The organism is Cohnella sp. 56, from assembly GCF_037963805.1.
In the GTDB taxonomy this organism is placed as follows: Bacteria; Bacillota; Bacilli; order Paenibacillales; family Paenibacillaceae; genus Cohnella.
Genome location: NZ_JAZDQE010000012.1, coordinates 104,349 through 129,034 on the forward strand (window position 1 = coordinate 104,349; position 24,686 = coordinate 129,034).

General features: G+C 53.4%; 16 protein-coding genes. 15 read left to right on the plus strand and 1 reads right to left on the minus strand.

Annotated elements, in window-relative coordinates; translation table 11 throughout:
* The first annotated feature begins 177 nt into the window (after positions 1–177).
* From VQ071_RS20040 to VQ071_RS20065, 6 genes are all read left to right on the plus strand, one after another.
* Positions 178–2,190, plus strand: a complete 2,013-nt coding sequence (locus tag VQ071_RS20040; RefSeq protein WP_340515956.1) for an MGH1-like glycoside hydrolase domain-containing protein — start codon at positions 178–180, stop codon at positions 2,188–2,190.
* 262 nt (positions 2,191–2,452) lie between these two features.
* Positions 2,453–3,355, plus strand: a complete 903-nt coding sequence (locus tag VQ071_RS20045; RefSeq protein WP_340516116.1) for an ABC transporter permease — start codon at positions 2,453–2,455, stop codon at positions 3,353–3,355.
* Between the two features lies 1 nt (position 3,356).
* The gene (locus VQ071_RS20050) at positions 3,357–4,229 is read left to right on the plus strand and encodes a carbohydrate ABC transporter permease (protein ID WP_340515957.1); all 873 of its coding nucleotides are present in this window, start codon (positions 3,357–3,359) and stop codon (positions 4,227–4,229) included.
* Between the two features lie 65 nt (positions 4,230–4,294).
* The gene (locus VQ071_RS20055) at positions 4,295–5,836 is read left to right on the plus strand and encodes an extracellular solute-binding protein (protein WP_340515959.1); all 1,542 of its coding nucleotides are present in this window, start codon (positions 4,295–4,297) and stop codon (positions 5,834–5,836) included.
* A gap of 161 nt (positions 5,837–5,997) precedes the next feature.
* Positions 5,998–8,259, plus strand: coding sequence for a helix-turn-helix domain-containing protein (locus tag VQ071_RS20060; RefSeq protein ID WP_340515960.1), 2,262 nt, complete (start codon positions 5,998–6,000; stop codon positions 8,257–8,259).
* A 152-nt stretch (positions 8,260–8,411) separates the two neighbouring features.
* Positions 8,412–10,454 (plus strand): hypothetical protein, encoded by a 2,043-nt coding sequence (locus VQ071_RS20065; RefSeq protein WP_340515961.1) that lies wholly within the window; start codon positions 8,412–8,414, stop codon positions 10,452–10,454.
* Between the two features lie 222 nt (positions 10,455–10,676).
* On the opposite strand, the gene VQ071_RS20070 is transcribed toward VQ071_RS20065, so the two are convergent.
* Positions 10,677–11,591 carry an AraC family transcriptional regulator gene (locus VQ071_RS20070; protein ID WP_340515962.1) on the minus strand — a complete coding sequence of 305 codons (915 nt, stop codon included), beginning with the start codon at positions 11,589–11,591 and terminating at the stop codon, positions 10,677–10,679.
* Positions 11,592–11,721: 130 nt separating this feature from the next.
* Between VQ071_RS20070 and VQ071_RS20075 the strand changes: the two genes are divergently transcribed.
* The 9 genes from VQ071_RS20075 (at position 11,722) to VQ071_RS20115 (ending at position 24,569) form a co-directional block, all read left to right on the plus strand.
* Positions 11,722–12,936 (plus strand): Gfo/Idh/MocA family protein, encoded by a 1,215-nt coding sequence (locus VQ071_RS20075; RefSeq protein ID WP_340515963.1) that lies wholly within the window; start codon positions 11,722–11,724, stop codon positions 12,934–12,936.
* 143 nt (positions 12,937–13,079) lie between these two features.
* Complete coding sequence (locus VQ071_RS20080; protein ID WP_340515964.1) at positions 13,080–15,020, plus strand: DUF4838 domain-containing protein; 1,941 nt, start codon at positions 13,080–13,082, stop codon at positions 15,018–15,020.
* Positions 15,021–15,137: 117 nt separating this feature from the next.
* A complete protein-coding gene (locus VQ071_RS20085; RefSeq protein ID WP_340515965.1) occupies positions 15,138–16,868 on the plus strand; it encodes an extracellular solute-binding protein in 1,731 nt (576 codons plus the stop codon).
* A gap of 74 nt (positions 16,869–16,942) precedes the next feature.
* Positions 16,943–17,854, plus strand: a complete 912-nt coding sequence (locus VQ071_RS20090) for an ABC transporter permease (protein ID WP_340515966.1) — start codon at positions 16,943–16,945, stop codon at positions 17,852–17,854.
* Between the two features lie 19 nt (positions 17,855–17,873).
* Positions 17,874–18,758, plus strand: a complete 885-nt coding sequence (locus VQ071_RS20095) for a carbohydrate ABC transporter permease (RefSeq protein WP_340515967.1) — start codon at positions 17,874–17,876, stop codon at positions 18,756–18,758.
* Positions 18,759–18,783: 25 nt separating this feature from the next.
* On the plus strand, positions 18,784–19,665 hold the full coding sequence (locus VQ071_RS20100) for a response regulator transcription factor (protein WP_340515968.1): 882 nt from the start codon (positions 18,784–18,786) through the stop codon (positions 19,663–19,665).
* Between the two features lies 1 nt (position 19,666).
* Positions 19,667–21,421 (plus strand): cache domain-containing sensor histidine kinase, encoded by a 1,755-nt coding sequence (locus VQ071_RS20105; RefSeq protein WP_340515969.1) that lies wholly within the window; start codon positions 19,667–19,669, stop codon positions 21,419–21,421.
* Positions 21,408–22,448: a Gfo/Idh/MocA family protein gene (locus VQ071_RS20110; RefSeq protein WP_340515970.1), complete on the plus strand. Its 1,041-nt coding sequence runs from the start codon at positions 21,408–21,410 to the stop codon at positions 22,446–22,448. Before VQ071_RS20105 ends, VQ071_RS20110 begins: the two co-directional genes overlap by 14 nt.
* Positions 22,449–22,622: 174 nt before the next feature.
* Positions 22,623–24,569 carry a hypothetical protein gene (locus tag VQ071_RS20115; protein ID WP_340515972.1) on the plus strand — a complete coding sequence of 649 codons (1,947 nt, stop codon included), beginning with the start codon at positions 22,623–22,625 and terminating at the stop codon, positions 24,567–24,569.
* Positions 24,570–24,686: the final 117 nt, after the last annotated feature.

The following is a 24,686-nucleotide window of genomic DNA, read 5'->3' on the forward strand; positions in this document are numbered from 1 at the left end:
GAATACTCCGCAGACGAAGATGATTGCTAACATTCAATCTACTAGAAATTGAATAGGCGCATCATCTATTCCCCAGTTTATGATTGTCGACCTGAACGGCCTTTAATCCTTAGATTATAGAAGAGGCAAAAATTGTTGCAGTCTTCTAACCATAAACGGGCAAAGGATGGATCGACAATGAGTTATCAATTAAACGATTTTGCGTTCGATTTGCGGGCGAGTCTGGCGCCGTCCAATCATATCTGGGTCGGAAGCGGTTATAGTACGGTCGCTCCGCTGGCGAATACAGTAGCAGGCGTAAAAGGTTTGTTTTCCCCGCCTTTCGCAGCGCGAGACGTACAGCTGCTGCTGAACATCGAAGCGGACGGGCATCAGGTAAGCGACACCGGCAATTTGGGCAAAGGGGACTGCGGATTGTTGTTCGCGGGTGCAGAGTGGCGGCCCGACCGCATCGCGCGGAGCGGAACGTATCATTATTTTCACGAAAATCGGCTCATTTCTTTATTTGTCAGCAGCCGGCTCGTGCCGCTGTCGGATCAGGCCGGGTTCGTTGTATCCGTCAAAATCATGAATCGTACGGAGCGGAGTATCGAGGTTTCCGTTTTGCCCGAGTTGTCCCCCGGGCGGCTGAATCTTCATCCGTTGGACGATTGGGATTACGGACATCCGGCACCAGGTGAGGTTGCGCACCTGATCCGGGAAGACGTATGGGAAAACGAAAAAGTGCGGATGACGCTATATCAGGAAGGGCAGAAGCCGGCCTTGTTGGGATCGGGGGAGGAAGCGGAATTCCGAGTGGGTGTCGTGCTGACACGCAGAGGAGAAGCAACGATGATTCCACAGGGGTTGGCGGCTTGGGAGAAGTGGACGGAGTCTGCTTGGCAAGACCGAATTGATCGCCTTTGCGGATCGGTGCCGCGGCTGGATAGCGATATTCCAGGTCTTAAGGATTATTATTTGCGTTCTCTTGTAAGCGGCTTGATCTGTCTCTGGGAGCACCCTGATTTTGCCATGCAGCCTTTCCCGGTCGTATCGGGCATTGAAGGAGCAGGCATATGCTGCTATCCCTGGGACACTGGCGGGTATGCAGGCCGACTGCTCTCGCTAATGATCGGCAGCGATAGCATGATGGAGCTGGCGAAGCTAATGGCCAACAGCGGCATAGAAGCGCATTCGCGATTCTCCCCGAGCGGGGTAGGCAAAGATGTGCCGTATGCATACAGCTTATGGTCATTCTTCAATTTGATCTGGAGCAACGTCGAGCAGCACGGGGAAGGCTTGGAGCTGTACGACAATATGAGGAAGCTGCTGCTGAGCGATGAGGATAGACTGCCTGCCTGGGGCGAATTGCTCGATTATGGCCAGCAGCACAACTTGCTGGAAATGCGCAGCGCTGCGCATGAGCATGTCGTCTCCAGCCCGAATGCCGAACGGGCTTGGTGCTATGATCGTCTCGCCGATTTAGCAGAGCGTCTGAACAACGGGGAAGCTAAGGCTTGGCGTAATAAAGCGGAACAAATTCGTCGTGAAATTCGAGAGCAGTTGTGGGACGAGGAGGCCGGGTGGTTCGTCTGTCGATACCCGGATGGTCATTTAGAGACAGTATACACGATTCAGGCATTCGATACGCTTCGCATGGGCGTTTGCACCGAATCGATGAAGACAGCATTGCTCTCTCATTTGCGGGAGGGCGCCTTCCTTGCCCCATACGGCGTCAGCAGTATTTCTGCCGAAGACAAGATTCATTACGAGCTAAATGATCCCGATTGGTCGGGAGGAGGCAGCTATACGGGAGAAGCGACCATACTGGCACTGACGATGTGGGAAATCGGAGAAGCTGGCTTGGCGTGGGATGTATTAAAGCGACTTTTGTGGATGGGATGTCATTTGCCGTATTTTCCCCAGGAGCACTATTGCGATCGCCCGGCGGTCCCCGCTCACAAGCGGGCCAACGTCATCGCGGGATTGTCCGGTGCTGAAGCCGTACTATTCGGCATGGTCGGGTTGAAGCCCGGCGCTAACGGGATATTGATCGTAGAGCCGCAACCGCCGCTCGAAGGCAGTGTGTCCATTACGGGATACCCCTATCGAGGCCGTATGATCGATGTTCATATGCAGCCGGGATTTTGCAAAATCGTCTGCGACGGCATGATCGTTCATGAAGGGCCGCCTACGCGCTGCATCCTCTAGTCGATCAGGAAGCCGTGACGCCATAAACCTTGAAGAAACTGATTAGAACATGACAGAAAATGATTGCGTTCGCCGGCGAAACCGGCAGGTTCAGTACAAATCATCAATATGGCAATGAAATGAATATCGACCGAAACGTAGGCCGGCCCCTACAATGTGGCTGTAGAAACAGAAAGGTGGGATGGAGATGGACCGAATTGCGGCTCGTGCCGGAGAGGGGCGACGCCTCCCAAAGTTGGAATCAAAAAAACGAAGTTATTTCATGCAGCTTGTATCAGATATCAAGAGAGAACAATTACTGTATCTGATGTTACTGCCCGGCGTCTTGTTTTTCGTTTTATTTAAGTACTTGCCTATGTTGGGCGTTGTGATCGCTTTCCAGGAATATCAGCCATTTGCGGGCATTTTGCATAGTCATTGGGTAGGCTTTAAGCATTTTCACCGTTTCTTCACGGATCCGGCATTTTGGCAGCTGTTTAAAAATACTTTGTTGCTCGCAGTGTACAACCTGCTCTTTTTCTTCCCTCTGCCGATCATTCTTTCGCTTTTGCTTAACGAAGTACGGAAGCAATTATTCAAACGCTTCGTTCAGACCGTCATTTATATTCCTCATTTCATATCTTGGGTCGTAGTGGCTGGCTTGACCTATACGATGTTGACGACAGAAGGCGGCATAGTCAACGAGGCGCTTGCGTCGCTGGGGGCAGACAAGATTAATTTCCTGCTCAGTACGGATTGGTTCCGCACGATTATTACGTCGCAAGCGATCTGGAAGGAAACAGGGTGGGGAACGATCATCTTCCTGGCTGCGCTTGCAGGTGTCGATCAGCAATTGTACGAGGCAGCTCGTATGGATGGAGCGGGTCGCTGGCACCAGCTTTGGCATGTTACGTTTCCCGCCATACGGACCACCATCATTTTATTGCTGATCTTGCGACTCGGCAGCTTTTTGGATACGGGCTTCGAGCAAATTTTCCTCATGCTGAACTCGGGTAACCGCGATGTCGGCGATGTGTTCGATACGTATGTCTACACCACAGGGCTTAAAAACGCACAGTTCAGCTACAGTACCGCGGTTGGCGTGTTTAAATCGGTGGTCAGTCTGATCCTCGTCATCTCTGCGAATGCGTTGGCCAAAAAAGTCGGAGAGGAAGGGGTGTATTAACATGCAGCAGCGTTCAATCGGAAGCAAAGTGTTCGACGTCACGAACCACACATTGCTTTTAATCGTCGGACTTGTGACCGTTTTGCCTTTTATATACGTCATATCGGGATCCCTGGTCAGTTCGCAAGAGCTGCTCACCAAAAAGATCGTGCTTTTTCCGACACGAATATCCTGGGATGCATATCAATACATTTTTGCCACACCCATCATTTACCGAAGTTTGTTGAATTCCATGTTTATTACTGTCGTCGGAACAGTTATAAATCTGGTGCTGACGACATTGATGGCGTATCCGCTTGCCAAAAAAACGCTTCGCGGACGCAGCAAACTGATGATGCTGATCGTTTTCACGATGCTGTTCAACGGCGGCATGATCCCGACCTATCTTGTCGTCAAGAGCATGGGATTGTTGGATACGTACTGGTCGCTATGGCTTCCTTCCGCGATTAGCGCGTTTAATTTGATCCTGCTCCGCAATTTTTTTCAGCAGCTTCCAGAGAGCCTGGAAGAATCGGCAAAAATAGACGGCTGCAACGATCTTCGGATTTTGTATAAAATCGTTGTTCCATTGTCGCTTCCAGCGATGGCAACCTTCGCTCTTTTTTATGCCGTTTATTACTGGAACTCGTATTTTACAGCCGTGTTGTACATTAACAAGTCCAGCCTGTGGCCCATTCAAGTTTGGCTCCAGCAGATCGTGCTCCTCTCCGCAGGCGGATTTTCCGACGCCAACGCATTATCTGAAGTCGTCGTACCTCCGGACAGTATCAAATATGCGGTTATTGTGGTTGCAGCCGTGCCCGTTTTGCTGCTATATCCGTTTCTCCAGAAGCATTTTACTAAAGGGGTTTTACTTGGTTCGGTAAAAGGATAGACCTGTCCATAATATGAATCAGGCAGGCTGTCATTTTATAAATATCAGATTATGGAGGGTTTTCGATGAAGAAGAGAAAGAAGCTTTACAATTGGAGAAAAGCGGGGGCGGCAGGCATTGCAACGGCCATTGTCATCGCATCATTATCCGCTTGCGGAGGAAATTCGGATAAAAAAGGTCAGGCAAGCAACAGCAGTCAACCGGAGCAGAATGTAAAATTCAGCATTATGGTGCCGTTTTTTGCCGCTCAACCGCCTGCGACAGACAGCTCCAATCCTGCATTCAAAGCGCTGGAAGATCTGACCGGCGCCCAGCTTGACGTTACCTTCGTTCCGGGCTCGGCATACGATGACAAGGTGAATGTGACACTTGCCTCCGGCAATTTGCCGCAAGCCCTCGTCGTGACCAACACCAAAAACTCCGCCGTTATTAACGCGATTCATTCCGGCGCCTTTTGGGAAGTCGGGCCGTACATTAAAGATTACGCGAATCTGCAAAAGTACTGGAAAGACCCGATCGCCAACAACATCTCCGTAGACGGCAAAATCTACGGTATCTACCGCGAACGCCCGGTAGCGCGTAAAGGGTTCCTTTTCCGTCAGGATTGGCTGGACAATCTTGGTCTGCAACAGCCCAAGACAGTCGATGATATTTATAATATCGCAAAAGCCTTTACATTGAACGATCCTGACAAGAACGGCAAAGACGATACGTTCGGAATGGCTTTGTCCTCCGACGGCCTGGCCAATGATACGATGATCGACCTCGTGACGGCGCTTGGAGGTTTTAACAAGTTTGGAATTAAGGACGGGAAAGTGACGCCTTATTTCATGACTTCGGAATATACGGAAGCGCTCAAGCTGCTTAAGAAAATGTACGATGAAAATTTGATTAACAAGGACTTCGGTGCAATCAAGGGAACCAAGGTGCGCGACTTTATTAACCAAGGCAAGGCAGGAATGGTCACCGGAAGTATCGATGACGCTAATTCTCAATTTACTTCCCTGTACAAGCTGATCCCTGACGCCAAGATTGACTTCGTGGCTGGGCTTGAAGGACCGAATGGCGTCAGACTGCCTGCTAACTCAGGCTACTACGGCCAGTTTATGTTCCCGAAATCGAGTGTGAAGACGGAAGCGGATTTGAAAAACATCTTGTCCTATTTTGACAAAGTACTGAACCCTGATGTAGAGAAATTGTTCGATTTCGGAGTAGAAGGCGTGCACCATAAGGTGGAGAACGGAAATCCCGTAATTTCGAACCAAGAATTGTATGGCAACCAAGTGGCCGATCTGGGACAGCTTCGTATTGCACCATCGGATTTGACATGGCCGACAGAAAACGATGTAATGAAAAAAGTAAAGCAAATGTATAAGGATCGAGCCCCGAATGCAGTGCCGAACATCACCGAGCCATTCCTATCGCCGACTCAGGCAGAGCGAGGAACCGATCTGGACACTTTCATTAACGATGCCAGCATTAAATTCATTATGGGCGCAATCGATGAGGCCGGGTTTACCAAAGCGACAGATGAGTGGCGCAAGCAAGGCGGCGATAAAATGATCGATGAGTACACGCAGGAGTATAATAACGTTCAGAGCAAATAACAGTTCATTCAACGGCATTCCTTCTTAAGGCGCCTTCCCGCCGGAACTTTCCGGACGGAAGGCGCTTTAAATCGTTATTCTTCACGCAGTTTGCGAAAAAGAAGCTGCATACGGCCAAGCAGGACCGTGCATTATAGACAAAGTTCGCGGAGGCTTAATCCATGAAAAAATATGCGTCGACATTTCTGTCGAAGCTTATCTGGTTCAGTTTGCTGCTCGGAACGTTCCCGGTTATCGTATTGGGTGCGTATTCCTATTACACAGCTTCCCATACTCTGCAGGCAAAAGTGTATGAAAGCAACCAGCAGCTTCTGCAGCAAACGGAATCGCAAATCGAGCAACTGCTGCGATTGGTCGACTATTCGGCCATTCAGTATATGAACCAGCCGCTTGTCATCAGTGCTTTGCGGGAAAACTTGCAAAGCGACGCAAGCGGCGTGGACACGGTAAGCGACCTTCTTAATGCCATTAGCAAACTGCAGAGCAGTCAACTTGTAGCCATGAGCACCCAACTGGTCAGTCTGGCAGGCAACTGGTCGGTCAGCGAGACGGGATTGTCGGCTCTCTCCGCAAACGATGTGAAGGATTATGATAAATGGGTGGAAGATCCAAGAACATCGTTCTGGTCCTCCGCGCCTTCCGGGATGCAGTTAGTCAAAAAAATTCCGACCTACGCCGCACATCCGACCGGGCTGCTTGTCATGACCATTCCGCTTTATGAGATCAACAAGTTAGTCGGAAGCGAGACAAAGCTTGGCCATGTGCTGATCATGGACGAATCGAAAAACGTTTTCGCGGGCAACGATAATACCTCTCTAGGCAAACGGTTTGACGAGCTTCCATTCGGAGGACAACTGGCAAACGTCACAGAAGAACATGGTTTCTATAGTGCACATATGGACAACGAGAGGGTCGGCGTCAGTTACCGCTTGTCGTCTTATAACGCCTGGGTGTATTTGTCCGTCGTTTCGATTGATGAGTTAAACAAAGAAACGCAGGATATTGGTTGGGTTACGTTGTTAATATGCGTAGGCATCTTAATGATCGCCTTATTTATTGCTTATTTGGGATCCCAAAAAATGTATAAACCCATTCGTCGTTTATACGATGTGATGCGGGACGCTACCGGTGTCGTTGGCGAGGCAGAGACCGCTAATGAATTTGAATTTATGAATGAGCGTTTTCATGGTCTTCTGCAGAGGGAGGATCGCCTTTTACAAGAAATGAAAGGGCAGTCCCTTCAGATGAAGGAGTACTTTGTTTTCAAGCTATTTCAAAGCGATATGTCTCGTGTCGAAATTTCAGACAAGGTGGCTATGTTCGGTCACCCGCTCAACTGGAGCGACATGTGCGTGATGGCGATTCAGATCGATACGCTTACTGGCACGCGATTCGAGGAGCAGGACCGGGATTTGCTCATGTTTGCCTTGAATAACATTGTTTCCGAACTGGTTGCCGCAGAAAGCCGGCTGCTTCCTGTCGTGATGGGCGATTCGCAAGTGACATTGCTGGGCCGGGCGTTATCCGGCGAGCAGCCGTTCAAAGCATATTTGGATTCGCTGGCGCAAGACATTATGAGCATGATCAACCGTTATTTGGAGCTCAAGATCAGTATCGGCTTCAGCCGCGTTTTTACCGATTTCAAGAGTATCCGAGAAGCGTACATGGAAGCTTTGACCGCGTTGAAATACCGAATGAAGCTCGGTGAGGAATCGATTCTGTTTATTGAAGAAGTGCAGCCGGAGCATAGTGTTCCGCAGCATTATCCTGCTGCGCTCGAGCAGCAGTTTCTTGACGCACTCAAACTGGCGGACCGGGACCAAACGGCAAGGCTGTTGTCGCAACTGATCGCCGCCATTGCCGCTGACGAAAGGACATATGAGGCCTATTTTATGTCTTTTGTTCGTCTGCTCCTTCAAATCTTGCAAACGATCAAAGACACCGGAGTTAATTCCGACACATTGTACACGTCCGAATCGGATTTGTTCAATCAACTGTTTAGCTTAAACACTGCCGGACAAGTGGAACTGTTTTTCGAAAAAACGGTCATTCGGCCACTGGTGCAGCATCTGGAACAGCGGCGCGACAAACAGTATCAAAGTATATCGAGCGAGATCATCCGTATCATTGAAACCGAATTTGACACCGATCTGACGTTGGAAGTATGCGCACGGCGCATGAACTACAGTCCCAACTACCTGACCAAAGTGTTCCGCAAGGAAACCGGCATTAATTTCAGCGATTATTTGTCGGAACAAAGGATGAGAATGGCGAAAAAGTGGTTGATTGAAACGGACATGAAAATAGGCGAAATCGCGGAAAAACTGAAATACAATACACCGGCGAACTTCATTCGGTATTTCCGCAAGCTGGAAGGCTGTACGCCCGGGCAATATAGAGAGAATTATTTAAACAAGGCATAGATCCGTATGCCAGTTTCCTTTCTCTGCACGAGTCATCGTATTGAAAATCGTATGGATTTTTTAATACATGTGTTTCTTTTTTTATTTATGGATAGGGAATACGATTTTATAATGAAAGCGTTTTAAAATATTAGGAAAGAAGGGAAGTAATAATGAAAAAAACGTCAAGGGTAAACAATTTGCGGGTATGCTTGTCTTTTGTTCTGGCTTGTTGTCTTCTCAACGGGTTGCCCTTGCAACCGCTTAAAGCAGCAACGATTGGCCCCGTTGTGCCGATTACAGTTAATGGAGAAAATTTCGTGAAGTCAGACGGAACGATTATGCATTTTTGGGGAATGAATGTAGCAGCGCTCTACCCGACACATACACAAGCAGACAAGCTTGCTTCTACGCTTGCCAAATATGAAATTAATCTTGTAAGGCTCCACCATAATTACCGTAACAGTTTGGATTGGAATCCCAATTCCCAAATAGGCGCATTAGTAACGTACGGTACGGATACCAGAACCCCGAACACGGAGGCATGGGATCGATATGACTATTTTAATTCAAAACTGCGGTCTGCTGGAATTTATGAGTCCGTGAGTTTGTTTGGAACCAGAAGATTTTTACCCGGCGATGTTGACATTCAAAGCACCAATTCGCAGGACCGTCAACAATGGATGGATGCAATTGTCGCCTTGAACAAAATGCCGAGCAATTTGGATCTTTATAAAATGCTTCCTATGATTGACGAACGCAGCGCACTATTAATGGAAGAGCAGGCAGCATACCTGTTGAACCATATAAACCCGTATACGGGAATTGCATATAAGAAAGATGCTCAGATTCTTAATCTTGAAATCATGAACGAGACATCATCGGAGTATGCGGTGAATAGCGGTAACCAGTTTGCAAGCTCAACTTACCCTGCTGTCTCCTACTTTAAAAATAAACTGCAAATCAAATGGGACGCTTATACTGCAGCCCACGGAGTCGTAACTTGTGACATCTATGCTCCTTCAACCGATGCACAGAAATATGCAAGGGGCGATTTCTTAAGGGAGTTAGACGAGAATTACTTTAATCGGATTAAAACTAAAGTAAGGAACCTTGGGAGCATTCAGCCACTAGTCTTCTCGAATCTCTGGAGAGGTGAAAGTTTTCAAAAGATGGAAAGCGAAGTTAACGATCTAATTGAAGATCATTTCTATATTGATCCACTAATCACAAGAGGGAGTAACGACTATATCAATCTCACCAACAGATCCGCCATTACAGGTAAGCCATTCTTAATTAGTGAATTGAATCAAAGCCAAACGGATGCTTCTATTAATGCCAATAAACAGTACCGCACCATGCTTGAAATAGCTACAAGCGCTTATAGCTCATATAATAACTGGAGCGGGGTCGAATGGTTTGCCTGGCTGCATGGAGATCGCAATCTTGATGCGAACGGTAATTCTACAATCGTACAAAGAACACCTAGCACAAATAGCAATATTATAGGGGAAATGCAGTCAGATGCCATGTTTATTGACCACCTACGTACCACTGGATTGATTGTAAAAAGAGGACTGGTAGGAAGGAGTGCAAGTCCCAAAGTCCTATACGTCGATGAACCTATGCATGCAAAAGACTATAATACCTTGATGAACCCCAAATATAGCATTATACCTGGATGGCAGAATGTTTACAGCATACGCAGGGCGTTCGGTGCGGTGCCTTCCTCACAGCTTACGGCAAACTTTATGGCAGCAACGCCTTCAAACCCATTAACAACAACAAACAATCAAATTATAAAGGATACGGTCCGAAAACAATTTACAGTTGCTGCTCCATACACAGAAGCATTCAGCGGTTATCTGGACGCAAATGCTCCGGCAGGATTGGCAAAGTTACAATTAACGGGAACAAGCGGCAGCTTTGCATCAGTAGTGGCAGTATCCAACACTGGAAATCCTCTAGCAACCACAAATTATATGTTCCTTAGTAGAACCGCTCTGGACGCAAGCAACAATGAAATTACCGGACCTGCAATCAAATTAAAAGGTGTTACGGCAGCTTCAGGTTCAAATGCATGGTACTATAAAATTACACGTCCAATTGAGCAGACGACTTGGACGAAGATTACCGAGACGCAACCTGGCGAGTTTAACCTCCCGGCAGGAACTTGGTACGAAATAGAACTAAGATATGGAAACGGAAGTTTTTAAAAGAAATCAGCTTTAATGAATAAAAAACGATAAACGTATATCATTCTTTTTAAACCACCATCAACTCACGATCCATAAACAGATCGTGGATGATGGTGGTTATTTCAATCAAATTGGTAATGACGAAGCCGCCGGGGAAAATCAGAAGCTGGAATTTCCGGCTAACGGACATGCCGGAAGCGGGGGATAGAAGTCCTATCCGCATAACATGCGAATGCTTCGTCACGAGACGCTGCCCCGGAACAGCTTCCGGTATTGCTGGGGAGAGATGCCCTGCCATTTCTTGAATATATGGCTGAAGTTGTGCAGATCGTCGTAGCCGACCAGGGCCCCGATCCGCTCGATTTTCTCGTCCGTCTCCAGCAGATAACGCTTGGCGGCCTGATGGCGCAGCTTCTGCACGAATTTCTGGGGAGACTCGCCGAACGATTGCTTGAACAGGCGGATAAAGTAATCTTCGCTGACGTTCAGCTGCCGAGCCAACGTCTTGTTCGTATGCGGCAGATGGAGATTGTGCTGCAGCTCCGCCTTCAGCTCGAGCAGCCGCTGCTGATAGGCGGTGACGCTCTGACTCTGCGGCTCCGGCGAGAGGCCGAGCAGTGCGGCGATAACGAGCTGCATATAACCGCGGCAGGCGAGCGAGGCGGCGGCGCGGCTGGCATGGAACGCCTCTGCGGCTTCCTCCATCCAGGACACGAGCTGCTGCGGAACCGAGCGGTAACGGCGGGCAAAAGCAAAGCTGCCGGCTGCAGTTACGGGCCAGCAGCAGATGCGATCCTCCCGCACATCCTCCTCCTTGATGACCAGCTCGTGTTCGAATGCGATCTCCAGCTCGTCGTACAGGTCGAAGTGGATGCCGAGCAGACGGGTGTCAGGCGCCCCTGCCAGCTCGATCCGGTGCTGCACGGCCGGCGGCAGCACGAGCAGATCCCCCGCGAACAAAGGAAGCGGGTACGCTTCGTCCTCAAAATGAGCCCGGATGCTGCCGGAGTAGACGTACATCAGCTCGCAGTCGTACAGGCGGCGATTGTAGCCCGGTGCAGGCGGGATGCGCTGATATTCGGCATAGTGCACGCTCGGGGCAAAGGCGCGGATATTCAAAGGTTTCGTATGGGGCTGTCTGAAGCCGGACGACATCGGAGTCCACCTCTTAATATAACGGAAATTCACAACTCAACTGCGAAGAACGACAAATACAAAGCCGCTATCCTCATGATAGCATACTCATGACAACAGAAATTCACAATATTGAAGGAGACATGGGTGCATGCAAGCTTCGTCTGGGAAAGTCCGCCTCGGCGTCATCGGACTGGGACAACGGGGAAAAAGCCTGTTTAGCCTGCTTCAGGAGATGGATGGCGTCGAGGTCGTAGCGGTCAGCGACCTGTATGAGGATCGGCTGCGGCAGGCGGCTGAGGAATCGCAGAACGCTGCGAGGCCGGTTCCCGCACTGTACCGGGATTATAAAGCACTGCTGGCGCAGGCCGACATCCAGGCCGTCATCGTGGCATCTTCCTGGACCAGCCATGCGGAGATCGCCATTGCGGCCATGAGAGCCGGAAAGTATGTCGGCTCCGAAGTCGGAGGCGCCGCCTCGATCGAGGAGTGCTGGGAGCTGGTACGGACCTCGGAAGCGACCGGCATGCCGTGCATGCTGCTGGAAAATTGCTGCTACGGACGCAACGAGATGGCTGTGCTGAACATGGTCAGGCAGGGGCTGTTCGGCGAGCTGATCCACTGCCGCGGCGGATATCTGCACGATCTGCGGGAGGAAGTGGCGACCGGTATCGAGAACCGGCACTACCGTATCCACAACTACCTGAACCGCAACGGCGATCTGTATCCGACGCACGGACTGGGCCTGCCCGCGGCTTGTCTGAACATTAACCGCGGCAACCGCATCGTGAGCGTCACCTCGATCGCGTCCAAGTCGCGAGGGATCAACGCATGGGCAAGCGAACATCTCGGACCGGCGCATACGGCCGCGCGTTCCCCGATCGAGCTCGGCGACATCGTCACGACGATGATGAAGTGCGCGCACGGCGAGACGATCCTGCTGACGCATGACACTTCCCTGCCGAGGCCCTATTCCCGAGGCGGCCAGATTCAAGGCACGAAGGGAATCTGGATGGAGGACGGCAACGCGATCTACATCGAGGAAGCCAGTCCGGCGCATGAGTGGGAATCGTTCGACAGCTACCTGGAACGGTACGAGCATCCGGTATGGCAGCGCTTTTTGAACGAAGGCGTCAAGGGCGGACATGGCGGCATGGATTACCTCGTATTGCGCGAGTTCGTGGACTGCGTGGCTGCCGGGACGCGCCCGCCGATCGATGTCTACGACATGGCGACCTGGATGGCGGTGACGGTGCTGTCCGAGCAGTCGGTCCATGCCGGCGGGGCGCCGGTCGCATTTCCGGACTTCACGAACGGCAAGTGGATCGAGCGCACGGAGCCGATGCTGGCGGGTACGTTTGAATAAATAACTTGACTCGACACGCCTGCAAAGGCGTGTTTTTCATTTATTTCCGTAATAATCGATGGATCGCCATATGGATCAAGGAAAAATCGCATGTTCGTCGATCCGGGAGTCCTGTACATTGAGGATGGGAGGGAAGAGAGAAGATGAACAACGCGCACTGGACGATCCATCATTCGGGCAACGACTATACGATCGCATTCGCGGCCGATGAACTGCGGCGGTACATGAGCCTGCTGCTGCTCGACTCACAAGTAGAGACCGGCGTCGCCGTCTATGCGAGTCGATCTGCCTTGCATACGATTTATTTAATGAAGATGCCGCCTGGCGGCCAAGCCTCCGAACAGCTCTCTATGTTCGACGACGAGATTCGGATTGAAATGACGGATAAGCAAGGAATGATCAGCGGCAGCAACTCGAGGAGCGTCCTGATTGCCGTCTACCGATATCTCAAAGAACAAGGCTTCCGCTGGCTTCGTCCGGGTCCGGACGGGGAATACGTCCCGACCCGGATCGCTGCGCCCAAGCCCGTATCGCTTCACGAGCGGCCGTCGTACCGGCATCGGGGAATCTGCATCGAAGGAGCGGTAAGCTACGATAATCTTCGCAATATGATCGATTGGATGCCGAAGGCCGGTTTCAACAGCTACTTCATCCAGTTCCGCGAAGCGTATACTTTTTTCGACCGCTGGTATTCGCATCTGCACAATCCGACGCTGCCGCCCGAGCCGTTCAGCGTCGGGCAGGCGCGCGAGCTCGTTCGCCGGGCGGAGAGCGAGATCCGCAAAAGAGGCCTGATCTATCATGCCGTCGGACACGGATGGACCTGCGAGCCTCTGGGCATTCCGGGCTTGTCCTGGAATCCGCAAGAGATCGACATCAAGCCGGAGATCAGGCGCTATCTGGCGGAAGTCGACGGCGAACGGGCGCTGTGGCAGAACATCGCCTTGAATACGAACCTCTGCTATTCCAACCCGGACGTTCAGGACATGATCGTGAAGGAAATCGTAGACTATGTGGCGCTGCGCTCCCATATTGACGTTTTGCATTTCTGGCTGGCCGATATGTTCAACAACCAATGCGAATGCGGCGATTGCAGCGAAGCGCTGCCTTCGGACTTCTACGTTGCCATGCTGAACGAGCTGGATCGCAGGCTTACGAATCAGGGTCTCGGCGTCAAGATCGTTTTCCTGATTTACTTCGAGCTGCTGTGGCCGCCGCTTGCGCAGCGAATCGCGTTTCCCGAGCGGTTCATCCTGATGTTTGCGCCGATCACGCGCACGTATACCCGGGCGTTTTCGGCGGACGGACCGCCGGCTCCGATTCCATCTTTTAACCGCAATCAGCTCACCTTCTCCAGCGGCGTCGAGGATAACCTCGCCTATTTACGGGCATGGCAGGACGTTTTTCAAGGCGACAGCTTCGACTTCGATTATCATGTATTCACCGATCACTTCAACGATCCGGGCAATTACGGCACGGCGCTGATTTTGCATGAGGACATCCGGAATTTGCGGTCCATCGGTCTGAACGGATATATGAGCTGTCAGGTGCAGCGGGCTTTTTTTCCGACCGGTCTGCTGATGCAGGTGCTCGGAGCGACGCTGTGGAATGCTAACCTCGATATCGACGAGATTGCCGACGATTATGATCGTCACGCATTCGGAGATGACGGCATCCTGTGCAAAAAATATTTGCGGCAACTGTCCGATTTGTTCCATCCGCCCTATCTGAGGGAAGAAGAGGAGAAAACGAATCCGGCGCTGGCGGAGAAATTCGCTAAAATTCCGGCGCTGACGGACAGCTTCAGGCCCATAATCGAGAGAAACCTTGCCGCAGATCTGCCTCCCGCACAGCAGAAATCGTGGGAATACTTGCAGATTCACGGCCCGTTCGCGGATCTTTTCTCGCAGACGTTGGCCGCAAAAGCGCGCGGCGACGAACCGGGCATGCACGAAGCTTGGCGGCGGCTAGAAGCATACTTGCAGCAAAACGAACCACGCATCCAGCCGGTATTCGACGTGTTCGAGTTCATCCATGAGATGAATACGATTCTGCTCGAGACCGCGAAGCCGGTTCAGCCCTAGTTCATATGGATTCTCATATAGATCGCGGAAAACTAATATTTCATCCCTGCTTCGTCCCGCCTAAACTAAAAACAAGCACAACGAAAGATACAATCGAAGCTATTGGGGGATGGAGCCATGAAAAAAGCGACCTGCACACTGGCTGCCGCCGTGCTGCTGACGTCGTTCGCGCTGGCGGGCTGCTCGGGCAAGGACGGCGGCAACAACGGCAACGCCGCAGCATCGCCGCAATCGTCTCAGTCGTCAACCGCAACATCTGATGCAAGCGCTTCAACGAGTTCGAGCCCGGCCGCGGACAATACGGACCCGCTGGGCAAGTACGATCCGCCGATCAAGCTGACCGCGGTCAATACGCTGATTGCGGGCAACGCCAAGTTTCTGCCCGGCGAATCGCCGAGCAACAATATCTGGATCAAGACGTACGCGGAGGAGCTCGGCATCGACGTCAACGTGCTGTGGGGCAGCGACAGCGTCGACAAGCTGACGCTGATGGTCGCTTCCGGCGACCTGCCCGACCTGTTCGCCCTCCCCGGCGATTCGCCGATGTTCGATCAGCTCGTCGATCAAGGACAGCTGGAGGATCTGACGGACGTGTACGACAAGTACGCATCGCCGCTCGTCAAAGACTTGATGACGCGCGACGGCGGACGGACGCTGGAAGGCAGCAAGCGGAACGGAAAAATCTACTCCATTCCCCGCTGGCACGACCCGATCGACGCTTCGCTCGTGCTGTGGGTCCGCGAAGACTGGCGCACGAAGCTGGGCCTGCCCGAGCCGAAGACGATGGACGATATCAAGGCGATCGCGACCGCGTTCGCAACCCAGGACCCGGACGGCAACAAGAAGGCCGATACGACCGGCCTGTACGTGTCGGGAGACGGCACGGAGCCGGACGGCTACTACAACCTGGACCCGGTCTTCTACGGTTTCCATGCCTACCCGAATTCATGGGTGGAGGACGCGAGCGGCAAGCTCGTCTACGGCAAAGCCCAGGCGGACGTCATGAAGTCTGCGCTGAAGCTGCTCCAGGAGATGTACAAAGACAAGCTGATTCCGAAGGACTTCGCGCTGAAAAAGGGCGAGCAGCTGGAGGAAGACACCGCGCAAGGCAAGTACGGCTTGATCTACGGCGAGTATTACTTCCCCGATTACCCGCTGCGCAGTCTCAAGCAGGCGGACCCGAAGGCGGATTGGAAGGCGTATTCGATCGTATCCGCCGACGCCGAGCCCGCGATGATGCCGGTCCCCGGACTGGAGATTCTGAACCGGTTCGTCGCCAAGAAAGGCACGGCGCATCCGGAAGCGATCATCAAGATGCTGAACCTGGCGACCGAGAAGCTGTACGGCCCGAACGCGGACTATGCCAAGTACAATATCGACGCCGCGACGAACCGCAGCATCTGGAAGTATACGGTCGTGCAGCAGCTGCTGCCGCGCCAGGAAGACAACAAGTACGTGAACATCAACAAGGCGCTGGAGACGAAGGATACATCGTCTCTGACGACGATCGAGAAGGACGCCTACGACAAGGTCGTCGACTATATGAATAACGGCACGATCGACAACTGGCCGTTCTTCGCCATGTACGGTCCGGGCGGATCGATCAGGCACCATCTGGAATACGAAAAGGAAGGCCGACTGCTCTACGACAAATTTACGGGCACGCCGACCCCCGCCATGACTGAATACAAGGATGCCCTCGACGTGCGCTTCAACGACGTGATGGTCAAGATCATCATGGGCGCGAGCGTGGACGATTACGACAAGTACGTGGAAGAATGGTACAAACAAGGCGGACAAAAAATGACCGACGAAGCGAACGCCTGGTATGCCGAAAATAAAAAATAAGTTTGCGGAATGAACCGGCGAGGCAAGGCGTGGCATTCATGCTTTGCCTCGATCCGTTTGCGGAGGTGACCGACATGAATCGCAGGATCGACATCAAGCGGAACTTTCCGCTGCACCTGATGCTGCTGCCGGGCGTCGCGCTCGTGCTCGTTTACAGCTATTGGCCGATGGCGGGCCTGGTGCTTGCTTTTCAGAAATTCAATATCGCCAGCTTCTCGCACGGCGGATACTTCGCATCTCCGTTCGTCGGCTTCGACAACTTCAAGTACGTGTTCGGCATGCCGGAATTCCCCCGCGTATTATGGAACACAATCTTCATCGCGTCGATGAAAATCGTGGCGGGCACGATCGCGCCGATTATGTTCGCCCTGCTGCTGAACGAGGTCGCCAAGATCTGGCTGAAGCGAATCGTTCAGACGGTTACTTACCTGCCTTACTTTCTGTCCTGGGTCATCCTGGGCGGCATCATCAGCGATATTCTCGCCTCCGACGGCCTCGTCAATCAGTTTCTGGCCTGGCTGCACCTTGAGCCCGTCTTTTTCATGGGCGACAACCGGGTGTTCCCGTACATGCTGGTCGCTACCGATCTGTGGAAGTCCACCGGGTTCAACACGATTATTTACCTGGCCGCTCTGACTGCGATCAATCCGTCCTTGTACGAGGCCGCCGTCATCGACGGCGCAAATCGCTGGAAGCAGACGCTGCACGTGACGCTGCCCGGCATGATGCCGATTATCGTGCTGCTCGGTACGCTTAGCCTGGGCGACATTCTCAACGCCGGCTTCGAGCAGATCTTCGTGCTGTACAATCCGGTCGTATTCCAGAGCGGCGACATCATCGATACGTTCAATTATCGGATCGGGCTGCTGGGCGCCAAGTACGATATCGGCACGGCGATCGGACTGTTCAAATCGTGCGTGTCGCTCGTGATGGTATCCGTGTCGTACGCACTGGCTTCAAAATTTGCCAATTATCGAATCTTCTAAGCGAACGAAGGTGCAGCGCATGCCGATAAAAAGATCAGCCGGAAAAGTAACGTTCGACTATTTAAATATGACTATACTGTTGGCCGTATCCTTGCTATGCTTATTCCCGTATATTCATATTCTGGCCGTGTCGCTCAGTTCGAGCGCGGCCGTGGCCGAAGGGAAAGTATCGTTCTGGCCGGCCGACTTTACGATCAATTCCTACAGCTTTGTTGTAAGCGGTTCCCAATTCATGAAGGCTTTCGGCATCTCGGTGCAGCGGGTGCTGCTCGGCGTCGTCATCTACATGGCCGTCACCGCGTTCACCGCGTATCCGTTGTCCAAGGAAGACCGCCGGTTTCGGTCGCGCACCGTTTACGTCTGGTTTTTTGTCGTCACGATGTTCGTCAGCGGCGGCTTGATCCCGACCTTTCTCGTCGTCCGGTCGACGGGACTCATCAACAGCATGTGGGCGCTCATTCTGCCGGGCGCCGTACAAATTTTCAACATCGTCATTTTGTTGAATTTTTTCCGGAACCTGCCCAAGGAGCTGGAGGAATGCGCGTTTTTGGACGGCGGGGGCCATTTGACGTATTTCCTGCGAATCGCGCTGCCGTTGTCCGTGCCAAGCCTGATGACGCTGACTTTGTTTACGATCGTGTATCACTGGAACGCCTGGTTCGACGGGCTCATCTATATTAACCGGCCGGACCATTACCCGCTTCAAACCTATATCCAGATGAACGTGATCGAGCCCGGGCGCCGGGTGAGGGATATTACCGATCTGGATGTCCTCAAGACCGTATCGCAGAGTACGCTGCGGGCCGCTGAAGTGCTCGTGACTTCGATTCCCGTCCTGCTCGCATATCCGTTTATTCAGAAATATTTTATCGCGGGAATCACGCTCGGAAGCGTCAAAGAATAAACATCCGGTCCGGGAGGCGCGCGGCATGCACAAGATCCTAGTCGTGGACGATCAGAAAATCGAGAGAACGGGCATCCAATTTCTTATCCGCGAATATCGTCTCGATCTGGAAGTCGTCGAGGCCGAAAACGGAGAAGCGGCGCTGGACTATATCCGCCATCACGATCTGGACATTTTGTTTACGGATATTCGCATGCCCTTCATGGATGGCCTGTCCCTGGCCGAACAGACCCGCAGGCTCAAGCCGGATGTCAAGATCGTCATTTTCAGCGCTTACGGCGAGTTCGAGTACGCCAAAAAAGCGATGGAGCTGCACGTGCACCACTATGTCCTGAAGCCGGTGCAGGATCAGGAGTTCTTGAATGCGATGCGCAGCGTCCTCGAGCTGTGCGAGAAGGAAAAGCAAGCGCAAGCGCGCACGCTTCGTCTGATGGCCGACTACCGCAACGCATTAATGCGCAGCGAGGCGGAGCCGGCGCAGACGTCTGCATCTGCAGGGCAGGCGCTGCCGTCGGAGGAGGCGGAGGACCCGCTTGCGTTGCCGCCGGAGGCGGCGGCGCTGAATCTCAAGCTGCCTGACGGCGGGATCAGCAAAGCGGTCCTGCTCGCGATCCGCTTCATTCACGAGAATTATATGAAGCCGATCGGCGTGGAGGCGGTGGCGGCCGAGGTGTATTTGTCCGCAGACTATTTGAACAGCCAGTTCAAGGAGCAGACAGGCTACAGCCTGATGAAATATATTACCGCCTGCAGGCTGAAAAAGGCGGAGGCGCTGCTCAAGCACACGAATCGCAAAATCGCCGATATCGGCAAAAGCGTCGGCTACCAGGATACGTCGTATTTTTGCATGATCTTCAGAAACGGGTACGGAGAAAGTCCGGCCAAATACCGCGAAAAGGTCGAATAGCATGAAGCCGTTTATGCGATTTTTCAAAAGTTTGCGTTTCAAGCATAAACTGTTTCTCTCCTATTCGCTTGTCGTCATCATTCCGATCCTGATTCTGGGCCTCTACTCGTTCGAGCGATCCAAGTTCGCGCTCGAGGTGCAGGTGGAAAACAAGTGGCGCATCGCGCTCACGCAATCGGCCGGCAACATTGACGGCAAGCTCAGACAGGTCGAGAACGTGGCCGACTTTATCGGCATTAACAAGCGGATTCAGCAAATTTTGAAAAACCAATATTCGGATTTGTATGCGCTGTACGACGATATGACGCATTATCTGGGACCGACGCTGTCGGAGATTATGTATTTGAACGGCGACATCAGCAAGATCGTTATTTACGGCAGCAACGACATTCCCGAGTTCGGCCAGTTTACCCGCTCCAGCGCTCGCGTCAGCGATACGTCCTGGTACAAACAAGCGCGTACCAAACCCGCTTTGTTTGACGATGAAGAGCGGATTTTTGCCGTCCGCAAAATTGTAAACATTAACAACAACACATCGGATCTGGGCGTCCTCTATGTGGAGATCGACCGCGGCAAGCTGTTCCAGGGGCTGGCCGAGCCGCTCGCGGACCAATACGGACTCGTCGTGCTGGACAAAAACAATCATGTCCTCTACACGCACAATACGTTCAGCGATCCCGACAACGCGCTGGATAGCGGCGTACTGCCGGAGCGGCCCGCGCGCAAGCTGAAGATCGGCGGCGAGACCTATCGCATCATCCGCATCGACATGCCGGAAGCGGGCTGGTCGATTTTCTTTTACACGCCGCAGCGGCTGATGCCGGTGCATCAGCGCGACATCATCGAAGCGACCGTGCTCATCGCCGGCATCTGCCTGCTCGTGCTCGTACTGATGATCTGGCTGTTCTCGCGTACCTTCGTCAAGCGAATCGAATGGCTGAACAAGATGATGCTGCGGGTGCAGAACGGCGACCTCCAGGTTGAGGTGTCCAGCGATTCGTCGGACGAGGTCGGGGAGCTTATCAACCGGTTCAGAGTCATGCTCAAGCGGATCAATAACCTGATCGAGCATGTGTACCGCAGCGAGATCACGCAGAAGGAAGCGGAGTTCAAGGCGCTGCAAGCCCAGATCAATCCGCATTTTCTGTACAATGCGCTGTCCCTGATCAACTGGAAGGCGAAGATGATCCATGCCAAAGATATCAGCGAGATCGCCGGCTCCATATCCAGATTTTATCGGACGACGCTGAACAGCGGCAGGAACGTCATCACGATCCGGGACGAAATACAAAATACGCAATCCTATCTGGAAATTCAGAGCGTCATGCACGACGAGGGCTTCGACGTAATCTATGACCTCGCGGAGGAAATCTACGATTACGATATGATCAAGCTGATCCTGCAGCCGATTGTCGAAAACGCGATCCATCATGGCATCGAGAGAAAGAAGGAAGGCCGCGGACTGATTATCGTAGCCGGTCATGCGACGGACGATATGATCGAGTTCCGGGTGACGGACAACGGGCCCGGCATGGAGCAGGACGTGATCGACGGCATCTTCGTCAAGCAGTCCGTCGGGTACGGGCTGTTGAACGTCCACAACAGATTAAGGCTGTTTTTCGGCAATAGCTACGGCATCAGCATCGAGAGCGAGATCGGGGAGGGGACGGTCGTGACGCTGCGGCTGCCCAAATTCAACAACAATGCGGCCGATCACGGACAGCCGATACGGAGGCAAGAGGATGAAAAGGATTAAAATCGGAGTCGTAGGACTCAACTTCGGCGCTGCGATGGTCGCGGAGCTGGCGTCTCAAGCCGGTGCGGCTTTGTTCGAGCTGGCCGGCGTATGCGACCTCAATGCCGCCAAAGCCGCAAGCTATGCGGAAAAATACGGGGTACGGGCTTACCGGAATCTCGACGAGCTGCTCGGAGACGACGAGATCCGCGCCATCGGCTTGTTCACACCGCCCGTCGGGCGCGCCGCCCTGATCGACAGGATCATGACCGCGGGCAAAGACGTGATGACGACCAAGCCGTTCGAGCGGGATGCGGAGCAGGGCCTGGAAGTGCTGCGGAAAGCGGAGCGTCTCGGGAGAGTCGTGCATCTGAATTCGCCCGCACCCCTGCTGTCGGGCGAGCTGGAGCTGCTGAAGCAATGGCATGAACGATTCGATCTGGGGCGGCCCGTCGCCTGCCGGGCGGACGTATGGTGCGATTATCGCGAGACGTATACGGGGAGCTGGTACGACGATCCTGAGCTATGTCCCGTCGCACCCATCTATCGGATCGGCATTTATTTAATCAACGACATCGTCAGACTGTTCGGCGAGGCGGAGCAGGTGCAGGTGATGCACTCGCGGCTGTTCACCGGACGCCCCACGCCGGACAATGCCCAGCTCGGCATCCGCTTCAAGAACGGCGCGCTCGCCAATATTTTCGCTTCCTTCTGCATTGACGACGGACAGGCTTACAAATATGCGCTGACCGTCCAGTACGAGCGGGGGACCGTCTATCGCAATATCGGCCCCAAGCCGTTCGACGAGAGCGGGGCCGGCGCCGGGAGCGCGATGACGCTCGTCACGCAGGACGCGGACGGGCGCATGTACGTAGAGGAGGCGGCGCTGCCGGGCGCCGTCGGACAATATCAATGGGAAGCGTTCTACCGCGCGATCCGGGGAGAGCGTCTGGAAGGGGCCGTTGCGCCGGAGGAGATCGCTGCGGGTCTGAGCATCATTAACGCGATGAGCAGAGCGGAGCAATCGGGGCGGACGGAGGCGGTATAAGCCGAACGCTGCTGCAATTTGCCGTATATCCGATGAATTGTCATACGGATCGGGGAAATCTCATATATCGTTTTTTCCGCAGCGTCCCTTACACTGATGGCGTGAGACGAAGGGCCGTGCGTCGACTCCGGACAGCCCCGCGCTCCCATATTCCATATAAAGGAGAGTGCAATAATGTTAACGGCATTCAGTTCGGATCGGCATGGAAAAAGCAAGCGCAGCATACCGTTTTTCCTGGCGGCGGTTCTGGTTATGACGCTTCTGTTCTCACTGCTGGCCGGCACGGTTGAAGTGCCCCGCTCCGAGGCATCGCCGGTCGTACCGGCATTTCCGGGTGCGCAGGGCGGCGGGGCCATCTCTACGGGCGGCCGCGGCGGCACGATCATCAAGGTGACCAATCTCAACGATTCCGGTCCGGGCAGCCTGCGGGCATGCGCCACCGCCACGGGGACGCGCACCTGCGTCTTTACGGTCGGAGGCACAATCAATCTGCAGAGCACGATTCTGATCACGAATCCGAATCTGACGATCGCGGGTCAGACGGCTCCGGGCGGCGGCATTCTGCTCAAGGGCACCGCCATGTCGACCAATATGCTGATGGTCGGCGTCGTCGGTCAGGACGCCAACGTCGTCATCCGCTATTTGCGCCTCCGCAAAGGCTACAATCCTAACGGCGACGACAGCGGTGGCGCGATCGAGATTTTCAACGGCAACAATATTATTCTGGACCATCTGTCCGTCAGCTGGAATCAGGACGAAGGCATCGGCGTCTGGAAGAGCGTCGATATCTCCACCAAAAACGTAACCAGCTCGTACAACATCATGGCCGAAGGACTGTACCCGCACTCCACGGGCCTGCTGGCAGGCGGAGAGGGCGGGCAGGACAACGAGACCGATATCGACATGCACCACAACCTGATCATGAACGACACGCACCGCAACCCGCTGCTCAAGACGAAGTCGAGCCGGATCGTCAACAACATCACGTACAACCAGAGCTTCTATCTGGCCCAGGTCGGCGGCGGCATCTCGGCGGACTTCATCGGCAACAAGTACAAGAAGGGTCCGCTCTACGGCGTCACCACGTACGAATCCAACTTCTACCCGCACGAGATTCAGGCGTTCCCGCAGGCGGTGCCTTACGACAACAATACCGCGCACGGCGATCCGTCCATCTACTTGTCCGGCAATATCGGCTGGAACCAGACCAGTCCTACCGGCAACCAGTGGCTGTTGACGAGCAAGATTGCGGGCGAGAACGAGACGGAGACCGGCGCGGCCATCCCGGCGTCCTGGAAGCGGACGACCCCGCTGGCGAACACGACGTATCCGATCGTCGCGGAGCCTGTCGGCAATATCGAGAGCAGCATCCTGCCGACGGTAGGGGCGTCGCAGCGCATCTCCTGCGAAGGCGCATGGGTCACGGCCAGAGACAGCGTCGACACCCGTCTCGTGAATCAATACCAGACGAATACCGGCATCAACTTCGTCATCACGAACGAGAGCCAGGTCGGCGGCTATCCGACGATCGCAGGCGGCACGGCCTGCACGGATACCGACAACGACGGCATGCCGGACGTATGGGAGATGGGCAACTTCGGCAATCTCAGCCAGACGAGCAGCGGAGATTACAACAATGACGGCTATACGAATATCGAGGAGTACTTCAACGGCACCGCTCCGGTCACGACCCCGCTGCTCACCAACATGACGGTGAACGACACGGCCAATGCGGCGAACTGGTCGATCCGTACCAATATTCACGGCGGCGACCTGGTCTACGGCGACCGCACCACACTGTTCACGTCGGTGCCTGCCGCCGTGAACGGCAGCGACTGGATTCGTCCGGCCAACGACTCCAAGGTATACACGGGGACGACGCTCGTCAGCTTCAAGGTGACGGCCGCGAGCGACGTCTACGTCGCCCACAACGATGCCATCGCGACCAAGCCGTCCTGGATGTCGTCGTGGACCGACTCGGGGCTGAACGTGACGAGCGACGCCGGGCTCACCTACAGCCTGTACAAAAAAAGCTTTGCCGCCAATGCCACCGTATCGCTCGGCAACAACGGCGACGCCTCGGGACCGAGCACATACTTTGTAATCGCCAAACGTATTTGACCGATTGCAGCAGCACCGATAAAGCAGCTTTCCGCCCGGTTCGATCCGGGTGGGAGGCTGCTTTTTATAACTTCGTGAGACAATTCAATGCTACAAAGCCTGCATCCGTGCAGGCTT